Origin of the sequence: Neorhizobium sp. R1-B, assembly GCF_004368875.1 — a bacterium.
Taxonomy (GTDB): Bacteria; Pseudomonadota; Alphaproteobacteria; order Rhizobiales; family Rhizobiaceae; genus Neorhizobium; species Neorhizobium huautlense.
Map to the genome: position 1 here is coordinate 23,035 of NZ_SOEM01000004.1, position 22,910 is coordinate 45,944.

Sequence of the window (22,910 nt, forward strand, 5' to 3'; positions counted from 1 at the left end):
CACTATGCCGCTGAACGCAAACGAGCGTGAGATCGCCAAGCCAAGTCCTCCTCTCCTCTCATTGAAGGAGGTGAGCTTTGCAATCGAAGGTCGCGTCCTGTTGCATCCGCTGACGGTCGATCTTCGGGCAGGCCGGTCCATTGCTCTGATTGGTCACAATGGCTCCGGCAAATCAACAATGTTGAAGTTGATCGGCCGGCAGCAGGCGGCGAGCGCGGGCACTATCCAGTTCGAAGGCAAGCCCCTTGAAGGCTGGGGTACACGGGAACTCGCCCGCCGGCTCGCCTATCTGCCGCAGCGGACGCCGGCAGCGCCCGGCATGTTGGTCAAGGAGCTGGTGGCGCTGGGCCGTTATCCCTGGCACGGCGCGCTCGGCCGGTTCCGCGCCATCGACAGGCAGAAGGTGGAGGAGGCAATTGAACTCACCGGTATAGGTCCTTTTGCCGAGCGCATGGTGGACAGCCTGTCGGGCGGCGAACGCCAGCGTGTCTGGCTTGCCATGCTCGTGGCGCAGGATGCCGCCTGCCTTCTGCTCGACGAACCCATTTCCGCACTCGACATCGGCCATCAGCTGGACGTCCTGTCTCTGACGCACCATCTTTGCCGCGACAAGGGCATCACCATCATCACCGTACTGCACGACATCAACATGGCCGCCCGCTTCTGCGATGAGATTGTTGCACTGCATTCCGGCCGGCTGATTGCCCATGGCACTCCGGGAGAGGTCATGACGACCGAGGAACTTGTTCGCATCTACGACGTCCGGATGGACATCATGCGCCAGCCTTCAAGCGGTCGGCTGGCGGCTCTGGCCCAGTAATCTCAAGAAGGCTCTGTCGCAATTTGGTATGGATGTCATGCAGCGGGATCGTGCGAGGCGATGCCTGTTCTCGGGGCGCAGATAAGGACTTATCCCGTCGCGCAGCTGGCGCCCGGCGCTCGTCATCCGGCGTGGGCCGATTATCATCTATCGTTCGCTCCTTGTCGATCCAGCGTGCGATGGCTTCAAGGCCTGGCAGCAGGTTCTTCTTAAGCGCCGCCGTCAGCTCGTCTTCGAGACCGCATGCATCGCTTATTGAACGCCAGTTGATGCAGTTCATCCGCATCGGCGGGTGTTTGCGGTAGATGATTTTGCGGTAGATGATCAGGCTAGTCAGGTACGGCTTGATGTTGTCCAGTGTTCATTTCGAGACGAGCGGGGCCAGGCGGACGTTGCAGAATTCGGCAATTTTACACTGAAAAGGAATGGATGAAGCAGTTTGGTTTCTCATGCCGATCTTGGATTCGTATTCGTCGCCGGCACCAATGCCGGGGCGTGGATCGAGGAGGCACTTGCATTCCTGCAGCAGCAGCGCCAGTCGGGGGTCGATGCTATGGAAGCATGCCTCAAGTCGGATGAAGGCCTTGCCCCTCAAGGCGAAGGTTCTCATGTCGCTCAAGAGCATCGATCTGCGAACCGCATGCTTCCTGATTGCCGGCCTTCCCGAACTGGGGCTGATTGGCAAAGGCGAGATTGCTAAGCTGGTCGGCGTTACGCCCGTCAATCGCGACAGTGGTCTGATGCGCGGCAAGAGGATGATCGCAGGTGGTCGCAAGCCCGTGCGAGACGCCCTTTACATCGCAGCGTTGCCCGCTATCCGCTTCGATCCCGCCATGAAAGCCGTCTTCGAACCACTGAAGGCGGTTTGACGGCGACCGCCGCGAAGCGGGCAGGTGATCCGCCAGCCAACCGGCCCTCCGGCTCGGACAGACGAAGCCTGCTTGGTAGCTGTGGCTATCATGGCAATGGGGCGATACTCGACCGTCGGGGGTGCATCCTTATGTTTTCTTTATCTCCACCACGCGCCTTCCCAATCGAAGCCTAACCCGAAACGCCCTTAATTCTCCTCCTGTATCAACAGGAGACCCGGACATGTCCGACCTCATCTTTATCGCGCTCGGCGGCGGCACGCTTCTCATGCTGGCCCTTTATGCCCGCGCGCTCGACCGGCTGTGAGGGCAACGCAAATGCTTGAACCTCTCTTCGGCCTCGCTGTCGCCATCGCCCTCGGCGTCTATCTCGTCGTGACGCTCCTGCGTCCCGAACGCTTCTGATCGGAGCAGATCCATGACCATTGTCGGATGGCTGCAGATCAGCCTCCTCTTCCTCGCCGTTCTCATCGTCATCAAACCACTCGGCCTCTACATGGCGCGGGTGTTTTCCGGTGAGCGGACCTTTTTGTCCTCCATTCTCGGCCGCGTGGAGCGTGATCTCTACCGGGTAAGCGGCATCAACCCGGAGAAGGAGCAGAGCTGGCTCGGCTATACGCTCGCCATGCTCGCCTTCTCGCTTGCCGGCTTCCTTGTCCTCTATGCGATGCTGCGCCTTCAGGGCTATCTGCCGCTGAACCCCCAAGGCTTTGCCGGCATGGCGCCGGACCTCGCCTTCAACACGGCCGTCTCTTTCGTCACCAATACCAACTGGCAGAACTATGGCGGCGAAACCACGCTGAGTCATTTCAGCCAGATGGCCGGCCTCACCGTGCAGAACTTTCTGTCTGCAGCGATTGGCCTGGCGCTCGCCATCGCAGTGACCCGTGCGCTTGCCCGATCCAAAGTGTCCACGCTCGGCAATTTCTGGGTCGATGTAACGAGAGCCACGCTCTACGTGCTGCTGCCGCTCGCCATTGTCGTCGCACTCGCTTTCGTCGCCATGGGCCTGCCGCAAACGCTCGCCGGCTCGGTCACGGCCACGACGCTGGAAGGCGCCAATCAGGTGATTTCACTCGGCCCCGTCGCCTCCCAGGAAGCGATCAAGCAGCTCGGCACCAATGGCGGTGGCTTCTTCAACGTCAATGCTGCCCATCCCTTCGAGAACCCGACCGCCTGGTCGAACTATCTCAACATCTTCGCCATGCTGTCGATCTCGGCCGCCATGGCCTACACTTTCGGCCAGATGGTCGGAAACCGCAGGCAGGGCTGGGCGCTGATCTCGGCCATGGCGTTCCTGCTCATCTCAGGCGTGGCCGTCACCTACTGGGCCGAAGCCCAGGGCAACACCATTCTGACGGCGATCGGTGTCGATCCGGCACTTGGCAATATGGAAGGCAAGGAAGTCCGCTTCGGCCAGGCAATGACCGCGCTCTATGCGGCGGTGACGACTGGCCTCTCGGATGGTGGCGTCAACGGCATGCACGGCTCGTTCACGGGCTTGGGCGGTCTCGTGCCGATGTTCCTCATCCAGCTCGGCGAAGTGCTCCCCGGCGGTGTCGGCTCGGGTCTCTACGGCATGCTGGTCTTCGCAATTCTCTCCGTCTTCGTCGCCGGCCTGATGGTCGGACGCACGCCGGAATTCCTCGGCAAGAAGATCGAGGGCCGCGAGATGAAGTTCGCCATGCTGGCCGTGCTCATCCTGCCGCTGGTCATCCTCGGCTTCACATCCGTCTCGGCCATGCTGCCCTTCGCAGTGGCAAGCGTCGGTACGGCTGGCCCGCACGGTCTGTCGGAAATCCTCTATGCCTATACCTCGGCAGCCGGCAACAACGGCTCGGCCTTCGGCGGCCTCACAGGCAACACGCCCTGGTACAACACCACGCTCGGGATCGCGATGCTGCTTGGCCGCTTCGCCTATGTCGTGCCGGTCATGGCGATCGCTGGATCGCTCGCCGCCAAGGTCAAGTCGCCTGCCTCTGCTGGCACTTTCCCGACGGACGGCCCGCTCTTCGTTGGCCTCTTGATCGGCATCATCCTCATTCTCGGCGGCCTGCAATTCCTGCCCGCATTGGTGCTCGGCCCCATCGTCGAACACTTCGCCATGCTCGCCGGCCAGACCTTCTAAGGAACCATCATGTCAAAAGACCACCAAGCTCCAGGTCTTCTCGACCCCTCGATCCTGTTTCCGGCGATCCGCGATGCGTTCGTCAAGCTCGATCCGCGCAAGCTCTTGCGCAATCCGGTCATCTTCGTGACCGAGATCGTCGCCGTTGTCGTGACGATCCTCTTCATCCGCGACCTCGCCGGAAATCCCGGTGAGGCCGGCTTCTCCGGCCAGATCGCCGCCTGGCTCTGGTTCACCGTGCTCTTCGCCACCTTCGCCGAAGCAGTGGCGGAGGGCCGTGGCCGCGCCCAGGCCGACAGCCTGAAGAAGACCAAGTCCGAACTCGTCGCCCGTCGTCTTGCCGCTAACGGCAAGACGGAAACCATCCCGGCCTCCAGCCTCAAGGTCGGCGACATCGTGCTGGTCGCGGCCGGTGAACTCATCCCCGGCGATGGCGAAGTGATCGAAGGTGTTGCCTCGGTCAACGAAAGCGCCATCACCGGCGAATCCGCGCCTGTCATCCGGGAATCCGGCGGCGACCGCTCGGCGGTGACAGGCGGCACGCAGGTTCTGTCAGACGAAATCAAGATCAAGATCACCGTCCAGCCCGGTTCGTCCTTCGTCGACCGTATGATTGCGCTGATCGAAGGCGCCCAGCGCCAGAAGACTCCGAACGAGATCGCCCTGTCGATCCTGCTCTCGGGGCTGACGCTGATCTTCCTGTTCGTCTGCGTCGCGATCTGGGGCTTGGCCGGCTATTCCGGCACGGTGCTCTCGGTCACGGTGCTGGCAGCCCTTCTCGTCACCCTGATCCCGACGACGATCGGCGGCCTTCTCTCGGCCATCGGCATCGCCGGCATGGACCGCCTGGTGCGCTTCAACGTCATCGCCACCTCCGGCCGCGCCGTCGAGGCAGCCGGTGATGTCGACACGCTGCTTCTCGACAAGACGGGCACGATCACCTTCGGCAACCGCATGGCGAGCGACTTCCTGGCCGCCCCCGGTGTGACGCCGAGCGAACTGGCAGAGGCAGCCCTTATCGCCTCGCTGTCCGACGAAACGCCCGAGGGACGCTCCGTCGTGGCACTGGCGACAGGCGAATTCGGTGTACCCATGCCGAAGACCGAGTTCGATGCCGTCATCGGCTTCACTGCCGAAACCCGCCTTTCTGGCGTCGACATCGGTCAGCGCCGGCTGCGCAAGGGCGCTGTCGACGCGGTCTTGAAGTTCGCCGGTCTGACCGATCAGGATGCGCCGGCCGAATTCCGCCGCGCCGTCGACCAGGTCGCCCGCACCGGCGGCACACCGCTCGCCGTTGCCGACGGAGACCGCCTGCTCGGCGTCATCCACCTCAAGGATGTTGTGAAGCCCGGCATCAAAGAACGCTTTGCGGCGCTCCGCGCCATGGGCATTCGCACGGTCATGGTAACGGGCGACAACCCGGTCACGGCCGCCGCGATTGCTTCGGAAGCCGGCGTCGACGACTTCCTCGCCCAGGCGACCCCGGAAGACAAGCTTGCCTATATCCGCCGGGAACAGCAGGGCGGTCGCCTGATTGCCATGTGCGGCGACGGCACCAATGATGCGCCGGCGCTTGCCCAGGCCGATGTCGGTGTCGCCATGCAGACCGGCACCCAGGCCGCCCGCGAGGCCGCCAATATGGTGGACCTCGATTCTAGTCCGACCAAGCTCATCGAGATCGTCGAGATCGGCAAGCAGCTCCTGATGACACGCGGATCGCTGACGACCTTTTCGATTGCCAATGACGTGGCCAAGTACTTCGCCATCATCCCGGCCTTGTTCGTGGCCACCTATCCGGCGCTCGAAGCGCTCAATATCATGGGGCTTGCCTCGCCGCAGTCGGCCATCCTCTCGGCCGTCATCTTCAATGCGCTGATCATCGTGGCGCTGATCCCGCTGGCGCTGAAAGGCGTCGCCTATCGCCCCTCCGGTGCGGCAGCGCTGCTTCGCCGCAACCTGCTGGTCTATGGCCTCGGTGGGCTCGTTCTTCCCTTCGCCGGCATCAAGGTCATCGACCTTGCCGTCAGCGCCCTTCGTCTGGTGTAATTATGCTCAACCATCTCAGGCCCGCACTCACCCTCGTTGTCGCCCTGACCGCACTCACCGGTCTCGCCTATCCCCTGGCGATCAACAGCATTGCCCAGGCGGTCATGCCAGCAAAAGCCAATGGCAGCCTGATCGAACGCGACGGCACAGTCATCGGCTCAGTGCTGATCGGCCAGAACTTCACTTCCGACCGCTACTTCTGGCCGCGTCCTTCGGCCACGGATCCTGACCCGTACAACGCAGCCGCTTCGTCCGGTTCGAACCTCGGCACGACCTCGGTGAAGCTCAAGGATCGGGTCGTTGCCGACGTCGAAAGGCTGAAGGGAACGGGACTTGCCGCACCCGTTCCGGGCGATGCTGTCACCGCCTCGGGCTCCGGCCTCGACCCGCATATCTCGCCCCCCTTTGCCGAGGCGCAAGTTGCCCGTATCGCGCAGGCGAGGGGGCTGCAGCCCACTGTTGTCGCAGAACTTGTCGCCCGGTCGATCGAAAACCCGGCCTTCGGCATTATCGGCGAAGCAAGGGTCAACGTGCTAGAGCTCAATCTGGCGCTCGACGCCCTGAAGATGTGAGAGCCTGATGGCGGATGACGACCGTAAGGACGAAAGACGTCCCGATCCCGATGCCCTGCTTGCCCTGGCGGAGAAAGACCGCCGGGGCAAACTCACCATTTTTCTGGGGGCTGCGCCCGGCGTTGGAAAGACCTATGCGATGCTGTCGCGCGCCCGGCGCCTGAAGGTCGATGGCAGCGATGTCGTCGTGGGCCTGGTTGAAACCCATGGGCGAAGCGAAACGGCAGGCCTGCTCGACGGACTGGAGATCCTGCCGCGCCGGCGTGTTGCCCATCGCGGACGGATGCTGGAGGAGTTCGATCTCGATGCGGCTCTCGCAAGGCGTCCCCGCATCATCATCGTCGACGAGCTGGCCCACTCCAATCCGGAAGACAGCCGCCATCCCAAGCGCTACCAGGACATCGAGGAACTGATTTCGGCCGGCATCGACGTCTGGACGGCACTCAACATCCAGCACCTCGAAAGTCTGGCCGATCTCGTCGCCCAGATCACCGGTGTCACCGTGCGCGAACGCGTGCCCGACGTGGTCCTCAAACGTGCCGATGAAGTGCTTCTCGTCGACCTGGCGCCCTCGGAGCTGATCGAACGCCTGAAGGAGGGCAAGGTCTATCTGCCGGAAAGCGCCAACCGCGCCGTCGATCGCTTCTTCCGCCTCGGCAACCTGACGGCGCTTCGGGAACTGGCGCTGCGCCGCACCGCCGACCGGGTCGACGACCAGATGGTCGACTACCTGAAGCAAAATGCCATCGACGGCCCCTGGGCCACCGGCGAACGGCTCCTGGTCTGCGTCGGTTCGGATCTGCTGTCGGAAAAGGTGGTGCGCGTGGCAAGCCGTCTCGCCTCGGGTTTGAACGCACCGTGGCTAGTCGTCTCGATCGAGAGGGCCGACCGAGAGGTGGAGACACCGGAACGCTTGCAGCGGATTGAAACGCTCTTTCGTCTCGCCGAGCAGTTGGGCGCGGAAACGCGCCGTGTCGTCGGCAATGATTTCGTTGAGGAAATCCTGAAGCTCGCGCGTCGAGAGCATGCGACGCAGATCGTCATCGGCACGCGCAAGCGCAGCCGCTGGCAGAAGCTCGTCTCCCGCTCGCTGCCCGATGCGCTGGCGCGCGAGGCCTCGGGTCTCGGTGTCCACATCGTCACACCGGAGGGGTCGCCCCCTGAACGCGCGCGGCCCTCAGTCAGCCTGCCGAGGGCTTCCGCGCTCAGGCAATCGGCAATCTGGGCTCTCGGTTTCGTCGCCCCGACGACGGTCGTGGGCAAGGGGATCGACGTCTTCGTTGAGTTGCCGAACATATCGCTGCTCTTTCTCCTGGCAGTTCTCGGAGCCTCGGTGGTCGGCGGCTACGCTTCGGCATTCCTGGCCGCTATCCTGTCGGCGCTGGCCTACAACTTCTTCTTCATCGATCCCCGCCACACCTTCACCATCGCGGCCCCGCACGAGGTCTTCGCGCTCTTCGTCTTTCTTGCCGTTGCCATCATTGCTGGCGGTCTAGCCTCGCGCATCCGCGAACAGGCGGAGGTGGCGCGGATCCGCGCGGCCGCGCTGCAATCGCTTTACGATTTCTCCCGCAAGCTCGCGAGCACGGCAAAGGGCGAGGACGCGATCTGGCTCGCTGTTTCACAACTGCAGGCGAGCCTGAAGCGCAATGTCGTGCTTCTCGTGCCGCGTAAGGGAGACCTTGCCGTGACGGCCGCCTGGCCGCCGGACACCGAACTCGACGTGACCGACATGACCGCCGCCCGCTGGACCCATGACAAGCGCGAGCCCGCCGGCCATGGCACCGGGACGCTGCCGAACAGCCGCTTCGAATTTCGGCCGCTTCTTGGACCGCACGGCATTGTCGGCGTCTGCGGCATCGAGCATTCGGGCGCAAGCCTGGATCTCAACGCTGAACGTTCGCTGACTGCCATTCTCGACCAGACTGCGATTGCACTGGACCGCGCGCGCCTCGCCGACGAGACGGTGGAGCAGGCAGCCCGGCTGGAGGGCGAGCGCTACCGCGAAGCCCTTCTGTCATCGATCTCGCACGATCTGCGCACGCCGCTCGCGACGATCACTGGTGCCGTCACGGGTCTCCGCCAGCTCGGCGAGCGGATGACGCCGGAAAACCGCGACGATCTGTTGCAGTCGATCGAGGAAGAAAGCAGCCGCATGAGCCGCTTTGTTGCCAATCTTCTGGATATGACAAGGATCGAGGCTGGCACGCTGAAGCCAAAGCAGGACTGGGTAGATGTCGCCGATGTCGTCCAGTCCGCCGTCGAACGCACACGAAAGCATGCGCCAGGGCGCATCATCGAAACCGGCATAGCCGCTGACATGCCGCTGATCCGAGGCGACAGCGTGCTGATCGGCCAGGTCCTCTTCAACCTTCTCGACAACGCCGTGAAATACGGCGGTGAAGAGCCGATCAACGTCTATGCAAGACGTGACGGCAGGGACGTGCTGATCTCGGTCACCGATCAGGGTAAGGGCATTCCGCCCGAAGATCTGGACCGCATCTTCGAAAAATTCTATCGCAGGGGAAAGCCGGACGGGCGCGCGCCGGGAACGGGGCTCGGGCTTTCCATTGCCCGTGGCTTCGTCGAGGCCATGGGTGGCAAGATTCATGCGGAGAGCCCGGCCTTGAAGAAGAGGGGCACGCGAATCGTCATGCGCTTTCCAGCAAGCAGTGAAGCCAGGGACGACGTCAGATGAACCAGTCCCGCATCCTGGTTGTCGACGACGAGCCGCAGATCCAGCGTTTCCTCAAACCTTCTCTCTCCGCTGCCGGATACGAGGTGGTCGAGGCCGGCACGGGCGCCGAAGCGCTGAAGGCCGTGGCGACCCAGGCACCTGACCTGGTGATCCTCGATCTCGGCCTTCCCGACATGGATGGCAAGGAAGTCATCACCAGCCTGCGCGGCTGGTCGGACATCCCGATCCTCATCCTGTCGGCCCGTGACCGCGAAAGCGAAAAGATCGCGGCGCTCGATCTTGGGGCAGACGATTATGTCGAGAAACCGTTCGGCATCGGCGAACTGACCGCCCGGATCCGCACCGCGCTCCGCCACCGCGGGCGGCGCGACGCGATCCCGGCCGTTACGGAGATCGACGGTTTGACGATCGACCCGATCAAGAGACGGGTCACCCGCGATGGCGAAACGGTTCACCTGACGCCCAAGGAATACGACCTGCTTTTGCTGCTTGCGCGCCATGCCGGCCGCGTCGTGACACATCGTGCTCTCCTGACGACCGTCTGGGGTCCCGCCCATGGTGACGACTTGCATTATCTGCGAGTCTTCATCGGTCAGTTGCGCCAGAAGATCGAACGGGATCCGACGCAGCCGAGGATCGTCAGGACGGAGCCTGGCGTGGGCTATCGAATGGCCGAGCAAGAGTGAAGCCGAAATCTAATGACCTGTATCAGGTGTCGTTCCAGGAGTGACCTGGATATGAACTCGTGCTGTCCGCAGGAGGACTGGAGGCCGAACGGGCAGTGCGGGCACGTGTTGTCGCGGAATGCAAAAGAAGTCCGCGACGAACTGACCTGGCTACCGGCGAACGGAGTCGCCGATAGCTAGTGCCATGAGGCAGCCGGCAAGCAAGTGACCACTCATGAGGCGTGGTTGCGTTACATCCGCAATCGATTCGATAGCAGACGTCACCCGCGCTTCTCTTCTCGCCCGAAAAGCGCGTCAATTGATGATAGTCGTAAAAAGCGATGCAGCAAGATTCCGGCCTTCATACGTTGCAAGAATCCAGGTCATCTGATGGAAGATCGGATAGGCTAGCGCGGGAATCGCTTCATTCGACAGTAAATCCCTGAGGGCGCAGATGACGTATGATAGACAACGACTGAACTATGTTCTGCTCCTCATTGCGGGCTCCGGATTCGTGACCATCGCCCGCGCCATGACGCTGTCGTTCCTCGCTATCAAATTGCAGCAGTCATTCGGGCTCGGTCCGGCCATGATTGGTGCGCTTCTCGGGATCGGCCCCCTGCTTGGCGCTCTCACGGCTCCCTTCGCAGGCACACTGTCGGATAGGGTGGGGCGCAAGACAGTGCTGGTGCTTACCTTGCTTTCAATGGCTCTTGCCTTGGTTGGTATGGGGCTCGCCGAAACGGTTGTTGCATTTTGCATTGCTCAGATCGCTGCTGCCGTCGCTCTTGCGATCTACGAGCCGATTTCACGCGCCCTGATGAGTGATGTGTGCCCCGAGCCGCTGCGTCTCAAATATTTTTCGTGGCGTTATACGGCCACGAATGTCGGCTGGGCCGTTGGACCATTGATGGGGATCGCTGCCGGTGCAGCGTCCACCACTCTTTTCGTTATTGCGGGCTTTATCTATGCAATGTTCGCGCTGGTCCTGCATCTATTGAAGGTACCGGTGTACCGGCGCGATGGTGTTTCCAAAGCATCGGCCTCCTTGCCGTTGATCGAGAGTCTGAAGGCGGCGGTCCGCGATCCACGGTTGGCTTTCTTTGTCGGTGGCGGCACATTGCTGATTGCAGTTTATGGCCAATGGTCGGCGACGCTTGCCCCCTACCTGACGGGAAACGTCACCGGGGGCATGGAAATCTACGCCTATCTCGTTTCGATCAACGGTGCGGTCGTCCTGATCGGGAACCCGTTCGCCCGGCGCATCATCGAACGCGCGGGCGCCCTCAACGGTCTTGTGGTCGGCTGCGTCCTGTTTGCGCTGGGTGAGATCGGTTTCCTTGGTGCTGTCGGTTTCTGGGGGCTGGCGTTCTCGATGATCGTGTTCACGATCGGCGAGATCCTCGTCGTGCCATCTGAATATATGCTGGTCGATGGTATCTCCAACAATCGGAACAGAGGCAGCTATTTCGGCGCGCACTCGTTTTCGACCATCGGCAATTTCATCGGGCCGACTCTCGGCGGCTTCATGCTCGGCGCTTTTGGCGGACCTGGCATGTTCCTGCTGTTTGCCGGGTTTGCGGCCGTCAGTGCAGTTCTGTTCGCGATCGGCACGCGCATGCCACCGCCGAAAGCCGCCAAACAGCGTTCCCCGGCAGGCTCGCCGGGAGCTGCAACGGGGCCACATTTGCGGGGCGCCTATCCTGCTTCATGAACCGCGACATTCGCGGGGAGGAGCTGCAATTCGGCCACCGCGAAAATGGACGTTTCACGACGTTCTCCGCGGCGGTTCAGAGGAGACTGGCCCATTTCAGCGCGCTATGCAAAACGATGACGATAGGTCAACGGGCTGACGCCATAATGTCGACCAAACTGCAGCCTCAGGTTTTCCGCGCTTCCGAGTCCGGTCACGCTTGCGATGTCATCAGGCTCGGCAGAATCAGTCTCCAGCAAGATGCGGGCTTGCTCCAGCCGCTCCCTGAGGATCCACTTGAGCGGTGGTAAGCCGGTCAGGGCATGAAAGCGACGCTGAAAGGTGCGTTCGCTCATGCCCGCGTGGTGAGCGAGAGAACTTATCGTATGTGGATGGTGAAGGTTGGCCAGAATGTGGTCCAGGATCGAGGATAACCGATCGGCCTCCCGCCGGAGCGGCACGGGGCGCTCGATGAACTGGGATTGCCCGCCCTGGCGATGGCTATACATCACGAGGCGACGCGCCACCATATTGGCGAGCTCTGCCCCGAAATCCGAACGGACGATATGCAGGCACAGATCAATGCCTGCCGAGCTGCCCGCCGAAGTCAGAATGTCACCCTCATCGACATAGAGACAGCTCGCGTCGATCTCGATAGCAGGATAGCGGCGGGCCAGATCCTCGGCGAAACGCCAATGTGTCGTCGCACGGCGGCCATCTAGCAGGCCGGCGGCCGCAAGCACATAAGCGCCCCCGCAGATGGAAACAATGCGAGCGCCGCCCTCGTGAGCGTGAACCAATGCCTTACAAATCTGTTCCGGTACCGGTTCATCGGGTCCTCGCCAACCGGGGACGATGATTGTTCCGGCCCGATGCAGATCGGCTTCAGTGCCTGTTGCTGCGATCGTCAGACCACCACAGGCATGAAGAAACTGATCCTCCAGCGAGACCGATTTGAACTGATACCAGTCGGGCCCTGCTTCAGGGCGGTCCAATCCGAAGACTTCGGCCGTGATCCCGAACTCGAAGGTACAGAGGCCGTCGTAGACGAGGCTGACGACACGTCTGTTTGCGAGAAGGCGTGGATTCTCAGTTTTTGGCATGAATGCCGTCTTATCTGGCAATCCTGCCGCTGGCAACTCGAACTGCCGGTGTGCGAAACGGTCACTCGCCAACAAATCCGGAGAAGCCAGATGAGCCGCGATACAGAGCTGCTAAACGCCATCCAAACCTATTTCGATGCCCTCTACGCCTGCGATCTCTCGCTCTTTGATCAGGTCTTTCATCCGGCCTCAAGCCTGTTCGACGCTGACGAAGGCGCAATCACGGTGGACCCGATTGCAGATTATCGGCAGGTGATTGCAAAGCGCGAATCTCCCGCAAGTCGCTCGCAGGAACGTGAAGACGAAATCATCCTGATCGATTGGCTTTCGCCGGCTGCAGCCACCGTGAAGGTCAGGCTGCGGATCCACGCGAACGTCTTCGTCGATCACCTTTGCTTCGTGAAAGGGACTGAGGGCTGGCGGATCGTCGCCAAGGTCTGGCATCTCGAACGTGTGAAGACAACATCATAGCAGCCGAGATTGTGAGAGGAGAGTAAAACATGATTTTGTCTTACGACGAACGGTCGCCATCGGTCGATTCCGACGCCTGGGTTGCGCAGGACGCGACGGTCTGCGGTGATGTTACCATCGGTGCGGGCAGCAGAATCATGCATGGAGCTCGCTTGGTGGCGGAAGCCGGCGGCTCCATCCTCATCGAACGGAATTGCATCGTGCTCGAGAATGCGGTGATCCGCGCCACCAGTCGCCATGCCTGTTCCATTGGGGACCATTGCATCGTCGGTCCTAACAGCCACGTGGTTGGTGCTCAAATCGACGGGGAAGTTTTCATCGCCACCGGGGCAGCCGTATTTCACGGGGCGCAGATCGGGCGCGGGTCCGAAGTTCGCATCAACGGAACCGTGCACCTGCGAACCCGACTGGAACCGGGCTCGACCGTGCCGATCGGATGGATCGCTGTCGGTGACCCGGCACAAATTCTGCCCCCCGACCAGCATGAAGCCATATGGACAGTCCAGAAGACACTGGATTTTCCTGGTTTCGTCTATGGTGTAGATAGAAGCTCGCCCGATCTGATGAAAAACATTACGTCGCGCTTGTCGGATGGTCTTGGGATTCATCGAGCCGAAAGCAGTTGTTAGATGTCTGCTTGTTAACGCGGTCGCAGAGGTTATTTGTGTGTCTGTTCAGTAGGTTACACGTCGGCGAGAGTCTGGTTAGCGGTTCGGATCCCTTTTAAATGCAAGAATGCCGTCAGCAGGCTGGGACGGGTGCGCTGCCACCAGATCTACAGGCGTGCTGAGGACGCTTGCTACGGCACGACGCTCTTCAAGCGGACTCTGCCGACGTACCCCTTGCTGCCCTCGATCAGGGTGCGGGTGTAGGGGTGTGCCACGGTGCCCTTCAACAACTGAGCCTTTGCTGCCGCCTCCACGAAGCCGCCGTTCTGCATGATGTCAACGCGGTCGCAGAGATGGGCGACCACGGCGAGGTCGTGGCTGACTAGGATGTATGTCAGCTTCTCGCGGTCGCGCAGGTGTCATTAATGGAATAAGGCTGGCATTATGCTCAACGAGCTCCGGTAGCCCACAATTAAGACCCTCTGACCGTAATTTGCCGAATATGCCGATCGGGAAGAATGGTCAGCCGCTCGCTTCCTATCGGCAATCACCGAGCGCGAACTGACCGAGCGTGCCCATCGCAGGACGGGAAGGGATCTCGGCGAAATGAAAGTCTCGATGTCCTACCGATACACTCTTTCAAGGCGCATTCGGAAAAAGCTCTCTTAGACGTAGACATTGCAAGGAGCCAGTTGCTGAAGTGCGGCTTCGGCCTCAGCGCGCGAGGGCATGCCGACGCGTCCCCCAAAAACGGTGCATTTCAAAGCTGCTGCAACCGAGCCCAGCCGCACAGCATTTCCAACATCGAGGCCCTCGGCAATGCCAAGAGCGAAGGCGCCGTGAAATGCATCGCCCGCAGCAAGCGTATCGACCGGAACGATCGGCAAAGCAGGTTGGTGAAATAGAGTTTGGCTCCGGAGATCCTGCCAATAGGCACCGCCCGGTCCGAAAGTTACGCACACAAGAGCATGGGGAAAACGTGCGGCGAGGGTGCGAACAAGTTCGCTTTCCTCCCGGAGGTCACAAAGCGCGCGCGCCGCAGGCTCCGAAAAGATGATGTAGTCAGCCGCATGGGCAAGACGTTCCAGTATTTCCACCTGCGCGACATCACCATCCAGAATGGCAGGGATACCCGCCTCTCGGGCTAGTTTCAGCACTTCGAGCGCGAGCGCAGGCCAGCGCACATCCACCAACACCGCATTGAAGCGGCCAATCTCCGCCCTGGTGACCGGTGGCAAGGTGGCGTGAAGCCGGGTATCGTAAAACGGCACAATCAGCCGATCGCCCCGGTCGTCCAGCAGAATTGTGGAAATTGCGGAGGGCGCGCCGGCTACAATTGTCATTTCGCTGACGTCGATACCGTCGCGAGCCAAATCGCCGCGTATTCTTTTACCCGTTTCATCTGTTCCGACGGCGCCCCAAAGCGAGGCGCTGCCGCCCAACCGCACGATGGCGTAGGCGGCGCTGGCGGCCATGCCTTCCGCAATCTGCACCATCTGCGAAGGCAGGATCTTGCCTTCGCCCTTCGGCAATTCGTGGACGCGAAAGATCGTGTCGAGTACAGCTGCTCCGACGCAAAGAACGCGCTTTTGCATAGATCAGAGCCTGCGGCCGGTCTGCTTATCGAACAGATGCACGCGAGCCGGATCGATAACCATATGGACCGTATCGCCAAAGCGGATGTCGAACCTTTCGCGGAACAGGCAGGCAATATCCTCACCCTTGGCATCCAGCCGGGCGAAAATCTCCGATCCCGTGCCTTCCACAAGGATTGCCCGGCCTTCGATACCTTGCGGCTCGGCGCGAATATGTTCCGGACGAATACCATAGATCAGCTCGCGGCCTCCCACATCGGCAGGCAGGGATTGCGGCAGCGGCAGAATGAGCCCCTTGGAAGTGCGGAATGCACCTTCTTCCACGCGACCGTGGATGAGGTTCATCGCGGGCGAGCCGATGAAGCCAGCCACGAAGATGTTGGCTGGGCGGTCGTAAAGCTCCAGCGGCGCGCCGATCTGCTCGATATAGCCGTCGTGAAGAACGACGATCTTGTCGGCCATTGTCATGGCTTCCACCTGATCATGCGTGACGTAGATCGTGGTGGTGCCGATCCGCTGATGCATGGTCTTGATCTCGCCGCGCATTTGCACGCGCAGTTTCGCATCGAGATTAGAGAGCGGCTCATCGAACAGGAACACCTGCGGATCGCGGACGATGGCGCGTCCCATGGCGACGCGTTGGCGCTGGCCGCCGGACAATTGTTTCGGATAACGGTCCAAAAGCTTCTCAAGGCCGAGAATAGCCGCTGCCCGTCCCACCTTGGCGCGGATCTCCGACTGATCGACCTTCTTCAGTTTCAGCGCAAAGCCCATATTGTCGGCCACCGTCATGTGCGGATAAAGGGCGTAGTTTTGAAACACCATGGCGATGTCGCGATCACGCGCGGGCATATGCGAGACTTCGCGCGGCCCGATCCGGATTTCGCCGCCGCTTACCTCCTCAAGACCAGCGATCATGCGCAAAAGCGTGGACTTGCCGCAGCCGGAAGGGCCAACGAGAACCACGAACTCGCCGTCCGCGATGTCTATATCGACGCCATGGATGACCTTCACCGAGCCGTAGTTCTTCTGGATATTTTGAATGTTCACGGTTGCCATGGTCGTTTCCTGAGATCTGTGGGTACTGGCGAGAAATTCGGTGCCTTTAACCGCCCTTGACGGCACCGGCGGTGAGACCGGCCACGATCTGCTTTTGCGCAAACATGGTCAGCAATAGCACGGGCAGGGTGACGATCAGGGCTGCGGCTGCAAGCGGCCCCCAGCTGACCTGCTCGAAGGAGAGCATGTTGTAGACGGCGACCGGCAGCGTTCTTGTTTCGCGATTGGCAAGCACTATGCCGAAGACGAAGTTGTTCCACGAAAAGATGAGCGCCAGAATGAAGGAGACGACGATACCCGGCTTGGCGATAGGCAGTGCCACCATCCGGAAGACCTGCCACGGTGTCGCGCCATCGATGCTGGCGGCCTCTTCCAGTTCCATTGGTGTCGTTTCGAAGTAACCGATCATAATCCAGACCACGATGGGAACCGTGACGACGAGATGAATGATGATCTGCGGCCAGAGCGTGCCGATGAGGCCAGTCCATTGGAATAGCAGGAAGAGGGGGATGAGGAAGGAGAGGCCGGGCGTCATGCGGGCGATCATGATGACGACAGCCGATTTTTCCGCCTTCAACCGGGCAATTCCATAGCCGGATGGCACCCCGATGATCAGCGCCAGCAGCGTGGCCGAACCTGTGACCAGAACGGAATTCCAAAAGTAGAGGAGGAAATTGTTTTCCTCGAACACCTTCGCATAATTCGACCAGGCGAACGTTTCAGGGATGAGGATCGGCGGATAGGCACCGTTGTCGATCTCGTATTTCAGCGACAGCGAAATCATCCAGAGAAAAAACAGGATGACGGGCGAAACCATGACGAAGGCGACGAAAAGAAGGCCGACCTGATCGAGCGTCTTCTTGCGAATGATGCGGCTGGTCATCAGCGGTCCTCCATATCCGACCACTGAGCGCGCTGGCGAACCATCAGAAGAACGAAGGAGAGCGCAATGATGATCAGGAAAAAGACCACGGCCATGGCTGAGCCGTAACCAATGTCATAATAGGCGAATGCCGTATTGTAGAGATAGATATTGATGGTTTCCGAGGCCGTGCCCGGTCCGCCCTGCGTCATCGCATAAATGATGTCGAAGCTCTTGATCGCATCGATGGAGCGGATGATGACGGCAATCATCAGAAAGGGCGCGATCATCGGCATGGTGAGGTAGCGGAATTTCTGCCAGGCATTGGCACCGTCTATTTCCGCGCTTTCATAGGGTTCGCGCGGTACGGCAGCCAGCCCGCCCAGCACGATCAGCATGACGAGCGGTGTCCACTGCCAGGTTTCGACAAGCACCAGGGACGGGATGACGGTGAACTGGTTGTAGATCCATTCCTGCGGCCCGACACCGATGAAGGACAGCATATAGTTCAAAACGCCAAGTTGCGGATGGAACATCATGGTCCAGACCAGTGCCACGGCCACCGGCGTTGCCATCATCGGCATCACGAAGACGCCGCGGAGCAAGCCACGGAACGGGAATTTTGCATCGAAAACCAATGCTGCCAGCGTGCCTAAGAACAGCGGGAGGACGACAGAAAGGGCCGTGTATGTCGTGGTGTGCCACAGGGATTCCCAGAACCGCATATCCTGCGCCAGCGGCACAAAATTGGCAAAACCGATGAAGGTGCGTGGCTGCCCCAATGTCCAGCTATTGACGCTCATCCACAGCGTGAAGAGCCATGGAAAAACGATGACCGCCGACACGACCAGCAGGGATGGCAAAACGAAAGGCCAGTAATTGGGAGCAAGCCGTGATGGCTTGCCCCTCTTTGCCTTGCCGTCAGCCATCGAGTTTTCGATGCCCAACGATGCCATTATCCCTCGCTTCGCGCCAGAACCGGCTCGAACTGGGCCGTTGCGTTCTTCAATTCTGTTTCAGGATCGGCACCGCCGATCATATTGGTGAGCGCAACCCCGTAGATATCGCGGAATTCGGTAACCGGGATCACAACCGGTAGCGCGAGCTTGGAAATCTTGCCGGAACCAGCGACCGCATCCAGCCATGCGCCCGGCATCTTTACACCTTCGCGCACCTTGGGATCGGACAGGATGGACTGCCGGAACGGAACCCCAGCACCGGCCTGCAACAGGCGTGCGCCCATATCGTGCGAGATGGCCCACTGGCAAAACAGGTAGGCTGCCTCCTTGTTGGCGGAAGCTTCGACAACGCCAAGGCCATCGCCGAAGGTGCCGGAAGCCTGTGCCGCTGGACCCTTGGGCATCACGCCATAGCCGGTCTTGCCGACCACCCGCGACTTCTGCGGATCCTCGATTGGCGGCGCAAAGCCCACACCATCGAACCACATACCGATCTTGCCCTGAAGGAAGGCCGATTGTGCTTCCGCCCAGTTGAAACCGGAGACTCCGGGAGGGGCCGCCTTGGTCATCAGGCGCTGGTAGAGTTTCGCCGCCTCCACCGCTTCCTTGGATGTCGTGTTCACCTTGCCGTCGGCACCGATGGGGGCCGCTCCGTAACCCAACATCAGCGAAGTCCAGACTGGGGTGTTCGCATTCTTCAGGCCGCGCGCGACGAAGCCGTAGGTGTTTGACGAAGGATCAGTAATCTTCTCGGCAGCGGCAACCATTTCCTCGAATGTGGTGGGGTAGGAAAGCCCCTTCTTTTCGAAGAGATCCTTGTTCCAGTAGACGATCCAGTAATCCACCGAGAAGGGCAGCGACCGCAGAACGCCCTTGGCATCCTTGGCAAACAGCAGACCTGCTTCGGCAAAATCGCCTTCCGTCAGGGAAGGATCAGTCAGCGACGGGTCTTTCAGAAAGCCGCTGATATCGGCCAGCCAATTGCCCTTTTCGAACTGGCGCTTCTGGACGTGATAGCTCAGATGCACCACATCGAAGCTTGGCTTGCCGGTGCTGAGTTCGATCACCGTCTTCTGGCGCTGCTGCTGTTCCGGCGTTGCTTCGGCATTCACCTTGATACCGGTGAGGCTCTCGAATTCCGATATATACTTGATGAGGGTTTCGCTGCGCGGGCTCTTGACCAGGTTGACGTTTAGCGTCGTGCCGGAAAATCGCTTCCAGTCCACTGCGGCGGATGCCGTCCTGCCGCCCAGCATGGCAGCGCCGCCCAATGCCGCGCTGGCCGCCAGAAACGAGCGGCGCGTCGGCTTCATGATCGAAGTCGTCATATTATCCTCCCTTTGAACGACCGCATCTCCTCCGAGCGGCCGATTGACAAAATCACACTGCGAGCGCGCGATCCCTCGCATTTCCGATATGTGCCACAAGGCGCTGAATCGCGTCTTCAACCGATCGGCGTTCGATGGCTTCGAGCACCGCTAAATGTTCCTTCATGACCGGGCCCACGCGCCCTTCGATGCGGATGCGCTCCTGATTGATCAGGCGCATCTTGATGGCGTTGACGCGATAGGCATTCGAGATGATCGAATTGCCCATGGCATCGACAAAGGCATTGTGCATGCCCCAGTCCGTTGCCTGTGCATGCTGTTCCAGCTCGGGTGAAGGGCCGTTCGCCTCAATCCGCTGCACGATATCCCGATGTTGCTCCAGCAGTTGCTGGACCGCCTGATCGCTTGCATTGCGGGTGAAGAAGACGACCGCCTCTTTTTCCAGCACGATGCGGAACTGAAAGGCTTCGCGGATCAGGCTGAGATCAATATGAGCGATCTGAAGCCCGCGCTGCGGCACGGTCTTGATCAGTCCTTCCGTTTCCAGCCGCGGAATGAGTTCACGGATCGCACCGAGGGTCAGCCCCGTCAGTTCCACCAGCTGCCGCTGCGAAATAAACTGGCCGGGGCGAACATCCCGCGCGAGCAGATGACGCGTGAAGCTCTCATATGCCTTTTCCCGCAACGGAACCTGTTCGCCTGTCTCCTCCATGAACGTCTCCATTGAGCCTCAGGCGGCCCGCGTTGCGAAAGCCTGATCGAATGCCAGAGCAATCCGTTCGCGATCCTGCGGCGCGACGGTAACGAGCGGAGGCCTCACGTTCAGCCATAGCGTGTTCCCGCTCGTATGGGCAACCAGCGCCTTGACGGACGGGGTGACCGGATATTTCAGGATGACTTCCACAAGATCGGTGATGCGGCGATCATCCTTGCCATCCACGGCCATGGCGCGCACTTCAGCGCCCAAGAGGTTGGCCATGCCGGAAATGGCGCCCTGGCCGCCCATGCCGGTGCCTTGGGCCAGATGACGTTCATCGCCGATCATGATCGCCAGGTCGCCGTGGCCCTTCAAAAGATGCTCCGTATACGCCCAATCGCCGCCAGAATCCTTGACGCCGACCACGATGGCAGGAAAAGCCGCCCGCATCCGCGCAACAAGCTCAACCGAGATCTTGACCATGGTGACCGAGGGAATGTTGTAGACGATCACATCGCGCGCCTTGGAACCTAGTCCGGCAAAGACTGCGGAAAACCATCCGAACAGACCATCATCGGTGACATTCTTGAAATACGAAGGAGGGGCCAGAAGAATATTGCGGGCACCGGCGTCCAGCGCTTCAGCCATCTGCTCCACCGCATCCGAAACGGAATCCACAAGAACACCCGCAACGATCTGTCTGCCGGAAATACCGGCGGACGTCAGCGCCGAAAGAACCTTGCCGCGCTCGTGAGAGCCAATCGAGCTGCCTTCGCCGGTGGTGCCGAACACCGTGACGCTATCGCAACTATGAGCGAGGCAAAACTTCGCATGTTCCACGAGGAGGGGGAGCAGGATTCTGCCGCTTTCGTCAAACGGTGTGGTCAGCGCCGCTGACAGGCCAAACTTCGTTGCCAATAGACTGCTCCTCCGAACTAACATCATTATAATATGCATTTAACATGTTAGTTGTAAATAGCTGATTCGCAGTAATAGGGTGTCGGTCTTGATGCTGTCTGAACCGGATTTTTATCGAATAGATTCAATATGTTTGTTACATCTTCTGGAGGTCAAAGAATTTTAACTCCTGTCCAAGGGACGGGAGTGGTAAGCGCCGTGGCAACGGCGGGGAGTTTTGTATCGGTGGATGTGGCCGCGTAGCGCCAAAGATGGACAGCGTGCCCGGATGGGTGCTGGAAATCAGAAGGGCGGGCGCGTTCGACCAGCTGCTGCGCAACCTTTTTTTGACTTGCGCTTTGCCGACGCCCGCTTTCACCGGCAGATCGCTGAGGTGAAGCCCGCTGCAAAGATCCCGCTTGCTTTGACCGACGTGATTCCTGCCGCATAACAACGGCTTCGGTGGTTCAGATTCCATCGATATCCGCCCGTCCGCTTCTGCGTCCATTGTGGGGATACCTGCACGTTCCCGTCCCTGGGAAGTCCCCTGGGTTGGACAACCCCCTCTTGTCTGGCTCACGCAAAGATAGGCGGAATTTCGATTAGATTCCTGGTATCATCGCCACCCTTTTCGAGGATGTCAAAGGCGGCCGTCAGCATGCCGGGCACGTCCTGTCGCGCCATCTCGATGTCGTGACCAAGCAGCGCGACGAACGGATCCCAGTCGAAGCAGCCGATGATGGGAGGCGCTCCGTTTAAGTGCGGCGATGACTTGATCCACCGCATGACGCCTTCCAGCGAGATGGTCGAATTGACGAACATGCCGCGCGGCACGCTTCCTTCCCTTGCTGCCATCGCGCTTAGCGCTTGTGCAGCCTTTTCCGGGGCGTAGCCGCAGGCAAGGATATGGTGTTCCTCGATCGGGACGCCGAGATCTTGGTGCGCCACGCGAAAACCGCGGATACGCTCAGCGGTGTTATGGTCTGAGCCCCGCCCGCCGATAAAGAGTAGTGGCGACATCACGCCGGTCTTACGCCGGTGATTGATGAGGGTGCGCCTGGTCAGTTCGCGCGCGCCGGCGAAATTGTCAGAGATGACCGAGGGCGCTTTGGTTCCCGGCAGATCGAGATTGAGACTGTGGGCACCGGCTGCAAGGCAGATGTCGGTAATCCGGTCGGGATTGGTTGCGCCGGTCGAGATCAGCCATTCGACCTGGTAAGATAGCATGGTTCGAGCTGCCTCGACCTCAAGATCCGGATCGCGCAAAGTGCAGGTGATGATAGGGAACAGGCCGCGTTCCCGCGCCATGATTTCGAAGGTTTCGACGATCGAGCCGAAATAGCGGTTGTCGTATTTCGGCACGATCATGCCGATGATCTTTGACTTGTCGCGCCGCAACAGGCTCGCCTGCATGTTCACCGCGTAGCCTTGCTCCTCGGCGATCCGGGTGATCTTCTCCGCAAGCTGCGTGCTGATCCGGCGCTTTTTCCAGTTCCCGTTTAGCACGGCGCTGACGGCGCTCGCCGACGTTCCGGCAAGTTCGGCCAGATCGTAGATCGTCGTCTTTTTCTGCGGGCGCTGCTGATTCACGAATTCCTCCTGATGAACCCAACTTGACATCAAACGAGAGAAGTGGCAATTGATGCTTCATCGATTGAGCAATCTTGCTCCATCGATAATGCAGGTCGGCTGTGGAGAGTCAGCCGGGAGGCGTTCTGTCAGTGCCCATGTCTTGCGGCGCCGATGTGTTCGGCGACGAACGATGAGCTGCGTCCTCATGTCAGGCGATGCGGAATGGGTATGGGGAGCGATGATCCGGGGCAGTCTCTTTAAGGCGAGC

Annotated in this window: 20 protein-coding genes and 2 pseudogenes; 11 read left to right on the forward strand and 11 right to left on the reverse strand. The window is 60.3% G+C overall.

From position 1 onward, the window contains the following. Window positions 1-4 precede the first annotated feature (4 nt). Entirely contained in the window at window positions 5-820 is an 816-nt protein-coding gene (locus tag EDE05_RS07195) for an ATP-binding cassette domain-containing protein (protein ID WP_132409614.1), read from the forward strand. A 361-nt stretch (window positions 821-1,181) separates the two neighbouring features. Here the strand turns inward: EDE05_RS07195 and EDE05_RS26750 are convergent, their stop codons facing one another. Continuing rightward, window positions 1,182-1,430 carry a hypothetical protein gene (locus EDE05_RS26750; protein WP_165924133.1) on the reverse strand — a complete coding sequence of 83 codons (249 nt, stop codon included), beginning with the start codon at window positions 1,428-1,430 and terminating at the stop codon, window positions 1,182-1,184. Window positions 1,431-1,467: 37 nt separating this feature from the next. Between EDE05_RS26750 and EDE05_RS26755 the strand changes: the two are divergent. From EDE05_RS26755 to EDE05_RS07245, 8 genes and pseudogenes are all read left to right on the forward strand, one after another. Continuing rightward, a pseudogene (locus EDE05_RS26755) lies at window positions 1,468-1,641 on the forward strand (transposase); the annotation flags it as partial. A 351-nt stretch (window positions 1,642-1,992) separates the two neighbouring features. Next, a complete protein-coding gene (gene kdpF, locus EDE05_RS07210) occupies window positions 1,993-2,094 on the forward strand; it encodes a K(+)-transporting ATPase subunit F (protein WP_207914818.1) in 102 nt (33 codons plus the stop codon). Between the two features lie 13 nt (window positions 2,095-2,107). Beyond that, window positions 2,108-3,817 (forward strand): potassium-transporting ATPase subunit KdpA, encoded by a 1,710-nt coding sequence (gene kdpA, locus EDE05_RS07215; protein WP_132409610.1) that lies wholly within the window; start codon window positions 2,108-2,110, stop codon window positions 3,815-3,817. Between the two features lie 9 nt (window positions 3,818-3,826). Next, complete coding sequence (kdpB, locus tag EDE05_RS07220) at window positions 3,827-5,863, forward strand: potassium-transporting ATPase subunit KdpB (protein WP_132409608.1); 2,037 nt, start codon at window positions 3,827-3,829, stop codon at window positions 5,861-5,863. Between the two features lie 2 nt (window positions 5,864-5,865). After that, a complete protein-coding gene (gene kdpC, locus EDE05_RS07225; protein WP_132409606.1) occupies window positions 5,866-6,435 on the forward strand; it encodes a potassium-transporting ATPase subunit KdpC in 570 nt (189 codons plus the stop codon). A gap of 7 nt (window positions 6,436-6,442) precedes the next feature. Next, window positions 6,443-9,133: a sensor histidine kinase KdpD gene (locus EDE05_RS07230; RefSeq protein ID WP_132409604.1), complete on the forward strand. Its 2,691-nt coding sequence runs from the start codon at window positions 6,443-6,445 to the stop codon at window positions 9,131-9,133. Beyond that, window positions 9,130-9,819, forward strand: a complete 690-nt coding sequence (locus tag EDE05_RS07235; RefSeq protein WP_105372880.1) for a response regulator — start codon at window positions 9,130-9,132, stop codon at window positions 9,817-9,819. Before EDE05_RS07230 ends, EDE05_RS07235 begins: the two co-directional genes overlap by 4 nt. 433 nt (window positions 9,820-10,252) lie before the next feature. Further along, window positions 10,253-11,512 (forward strand): MFS transporter, encoded by a 1,260-nt coding sequence (locus tag EDE05_RS07245; protein ID WP_132409602.1) that lies wholly within the window; start codon window positions 10,253-10,255, stop codon window positions 11,510-11,512. 104 nt (window positions 11,513-11,616) lie between these two features. Here EDE05_RS07245 and ftrA read toward each other — a convergent pair whose 3' ends face one another. Then, window positions 11,617-12,594 carry a transcriptional regulator FtrA gene (ftrA, locus tag EDE05_RS07250; protein ID WP_132409600.1) on the reverse strand — a complete coding sequence of 326 codons (978 nt, stop codon included), beginning with the start codon at window positions 12,592-12,594 and terminating at the stop codon, window positions 11,617-11,619. Between the two features lie 90 nt (window positions 12,595-12,684). Here ftrA and EDE05_RS07255 point away from each other — a divergent pair, with 90 nt between their 5' ends. Then, window positions 12,685-13,065: a nuclear transport factor 2 family protein gene (locus tag EDE05_RS07255; protein ID WP_112799675.1), complete on the forward strand. Its 381-nt coding sequence runs from the start codon at window positions 12,685-12,687 to the stop codon at window positions 13,063-13,065. Between the two features lie 29 nt (window positions 13,066-13,094). Further along, complete coding sequence (locus tag EDE05_RS07260) at window positions 13,095-13,694, forward strand: gamma carbonic anhydrase family protein (RefSeq protein ID WP_134100611.1); 600 nt, start codon at window positions 13,095-13,097, stop codon at window positions 13,692-13,694. Window positions 13,695-13,864: 170 nt separating this feature from the next. On the opposite strand, the pseudogene EDE05_RS07265 reads toward EDE05_RS07260, so the two are convergent. The 9 genes and pseudogenes from EDE05_RS07265 to EDE05_RS07305 form a co-directional block, all read right to left on the reverse strand. Further along, window positions 13,865-14,086 (reverse strand): annotated as a pseudogene (locus EDE05_RS07265) (ABC transporter ATP-binding protein); the annotation flags it as partial. 252 nt (window positions 14,087-14,338) lie between these two features. Continuing rightward, window positions 14,339-15,268, reverse strand: coding sequence for a sugar kinase (locus EDE05_RS07270; protein WP_132409596.1), 930 nt, complete (start codon window positions 15,266-15,268; stop codon window positions 14,339-14,341). 3 nt (window positions 15,269-15,271) lie between these two features. Next, window positions 15,272-16,327, reverse strand: coding sequence for a sn-glycerol-3-phosphate ABC transporter ATP-binding protein UgpC (gene ugpC, locus EDE05_RS07275; protein ID WP_132409594.1), 1,056 nt, complete (start codon window positions 16,325-16,327; stop codon window positions 15,272-15,274). Window positions 16,328-16,373: 46 nt separating this feature from the next. Further along, the gene (locus tag EDE05_RS07280; protein ID WP_207914821.1) at window positions 16,374-17,195 is read right to left on the reverse strand and encodes a carbohydrate ABC transporter permease; all 822 of its coding nucleotides are present in this window, start codon (window positions 17,193-17,195) and stop codon (window positions 16,374-16,376) included. A 14-nt stretch (window positions 17,196-17,209) separates the two neighbouring features. Further along, on the reverse strand, window positions 17,210-18,145 hold the full coding sequence (locus EDE05_RS07285) for a sugar ABC transporter permease (RefSeq protein ID WP_134100614.1): 936 nt from the start codon (window positions 18,143-18,145) through the stop codon (window positions 17,210-17,212). Next, complete coding sequence (locus tag EDE05_RS07290) at window positions 18,145-19,476, reverse strand: sugar ABC transporter substrate-binding protein (RefSeq protein WP_132409590.1); 1,332 nt, start codon at window positions 19,474-19,476, stop codon at window positions 18,145-18,147. The genes EDE05_RS07285 and EDE05_RS07290 overlap by 1 nt, the downstream gene beginning before the upstream one ends. A gap of 52 nt (window positions 19,477-19,528) precedes the next feature. After that, on the reverse strand, window positions 19,529-20,188 hold the full coding sequence (locus tag EDE05_RS07295; protein WP_132409588.1) for a GntR family transcriptional regulator: 660 nt from the start codon (window positions 20,186-20,188) through the stop codon (window positions 19,529-19,531). Window positions 20,189-20,206: 18 nt separating this feature from the next. Continuing rightward, window positions 20,207-21,091 carry a dihydrodipicolinate synthase family protein gene (locus tag EDE05_RS07300; RefSeq protein ID WP_132409586.1) on the reverse strand — a complete coding sequence of 295 codons (885 nt, stop codon included), beginning with the start codon at window positions 21,089-21,091 and terminating at the stop codon, window positions 20,207-20,209. A 555-nt stretch (window positions 21,092-21,646) separates the two neighbouring features. Next, complete coding sequence (locus tag EDE05_RS07305) at window positions 21,647-22,660, reverse strand: LacI family DNA-binding transcriptional regulator (protein WP_132409584.1); 1,014 nt, start codon at window positions 22,658-22,660, stop codon at window positions 21,647-21,649. Window positions 22,661-22,910: the final 250 nt, after the last annotated feature.

What these genes read in the sequence shown, in the direction of transcription:
- EDE05_RS07195 (WP_132409614.1), top strand. Translation starts at nt 5, where the DNA reads ATGCCGCTGAACGCAAACGAGCGTGAGATCGCCAAGCCAAGTCCTCCT.
- kdpB (WP_132409608.1), top strand. Translation starts at nt 3,827, where the DNA reads ATGTCAAAAGACCACCAAGCTCCAGGTCTTCTCGACCCCTCGATCCTG.
- EDE05_RS07290 (WP_132409590.1), bottom strand. Translation starts at nt 19,476, where the DNA reads ATGACGACTTCGATCATGAAGCCGACGCGCCGCTCGTTTCTGGCGGCC.
- EDE05_RS07245 (WP_132409602.1), top strand. Translation starts at nt 10,253, where the DNA reads ATGACGTATGATAGACAACGACTGAACTATGTTCTGCTCCTCATTGCG.
- ugpC (WP_132409594.1), bottom strand. Translation starts at nt 16,327, where the DNA reads ATGGCAACCGTGAACATTCAAAATATCCAGAAGAACTACGGCTCGGTG.
- kdpC (WP_132409606.1), top strand. Translation starts at nt 5,866, where the DNA reads ATGCTCAACCATCTCAGGCCCGCACTCACCCTCGTTGTCGCCCTGACC.
- EDE05_RS07235 (WP_105372880.1), top strand. Translation starts at nt 9,130, where the DNA reads ATGAACCAGTCCCGCATCCTGGTTGTCGACGACGAGCCGCAGATCCAG.
- EDE05_RS07295 (WP_132409588.1), bottom strand. Translation starts at nt 20,188, where the DNA reads ATGGAGGAGACAGGCGAACAGGTTCCGTTGCGGGAAAAGGCATATGAG.
- EDE05_RS07270 (WP_132409596.1), bottom strand. Translation starts at nt 15,268, where the DNA reads ATGCAAAAGCGCGTTCTTTGCGTCGGAGCAGCTGTACTCGACACGATC.
- EDE05_RS07285 (WP_134100614.1), bottom strand. Translation starts at nt 18,145, where the DNA reads ATGGCATCGTTGGGCATCGAAAACTCGATGGCTGACGGCAAGGCAAAG.
- EDE05_RS26750 (WP_165924133.1), bottom strand. Translation starts at nt 1,430, where the DNA reads ATGAGAACCTTCGCCTTGAGGGGCAAGGCCTTCATCCGACTTGAGGCA.
- EDE05_RS07260 (WP_134100611.1), top strand. Translation starts at nt 13,095, where the DNA reads ATGATTTTGTCTTACGACGAACGGTCGCCATCGGTCGATTCCGACGCC.
- EDE05_RS07230 (WP_132409604.1), top strand. Translation starts at nt 6,443, where the DNA reads ATGGCGGATGACGACCGTAAGGACGAAAGACGTCCCGATCCCGATGCC.
- kdpA (WP_132409610.1), top strand. Translation starts at nt 2,108, where the DNA reads ATGACCATTGTCGGATGGCTGCAGATCAGCCTCCTCTTCCTCGCCGTT.
- ftrA (WP_132409600.1), bottom strand. Translation starts at nt 12,594, where the DNA reads ATGCCAAAAACTGAGAATCCACGCCTTCTCGCAAACAGACGTGTCGTC.
- EDE05_RS07255 (WP_112799675.1), top strand. Translation starts at nt 12,685, where the DNA reads ATGAGCCGCGATACAGAGCTGCTAAACGCCATCCAAACCTATTTCGAT.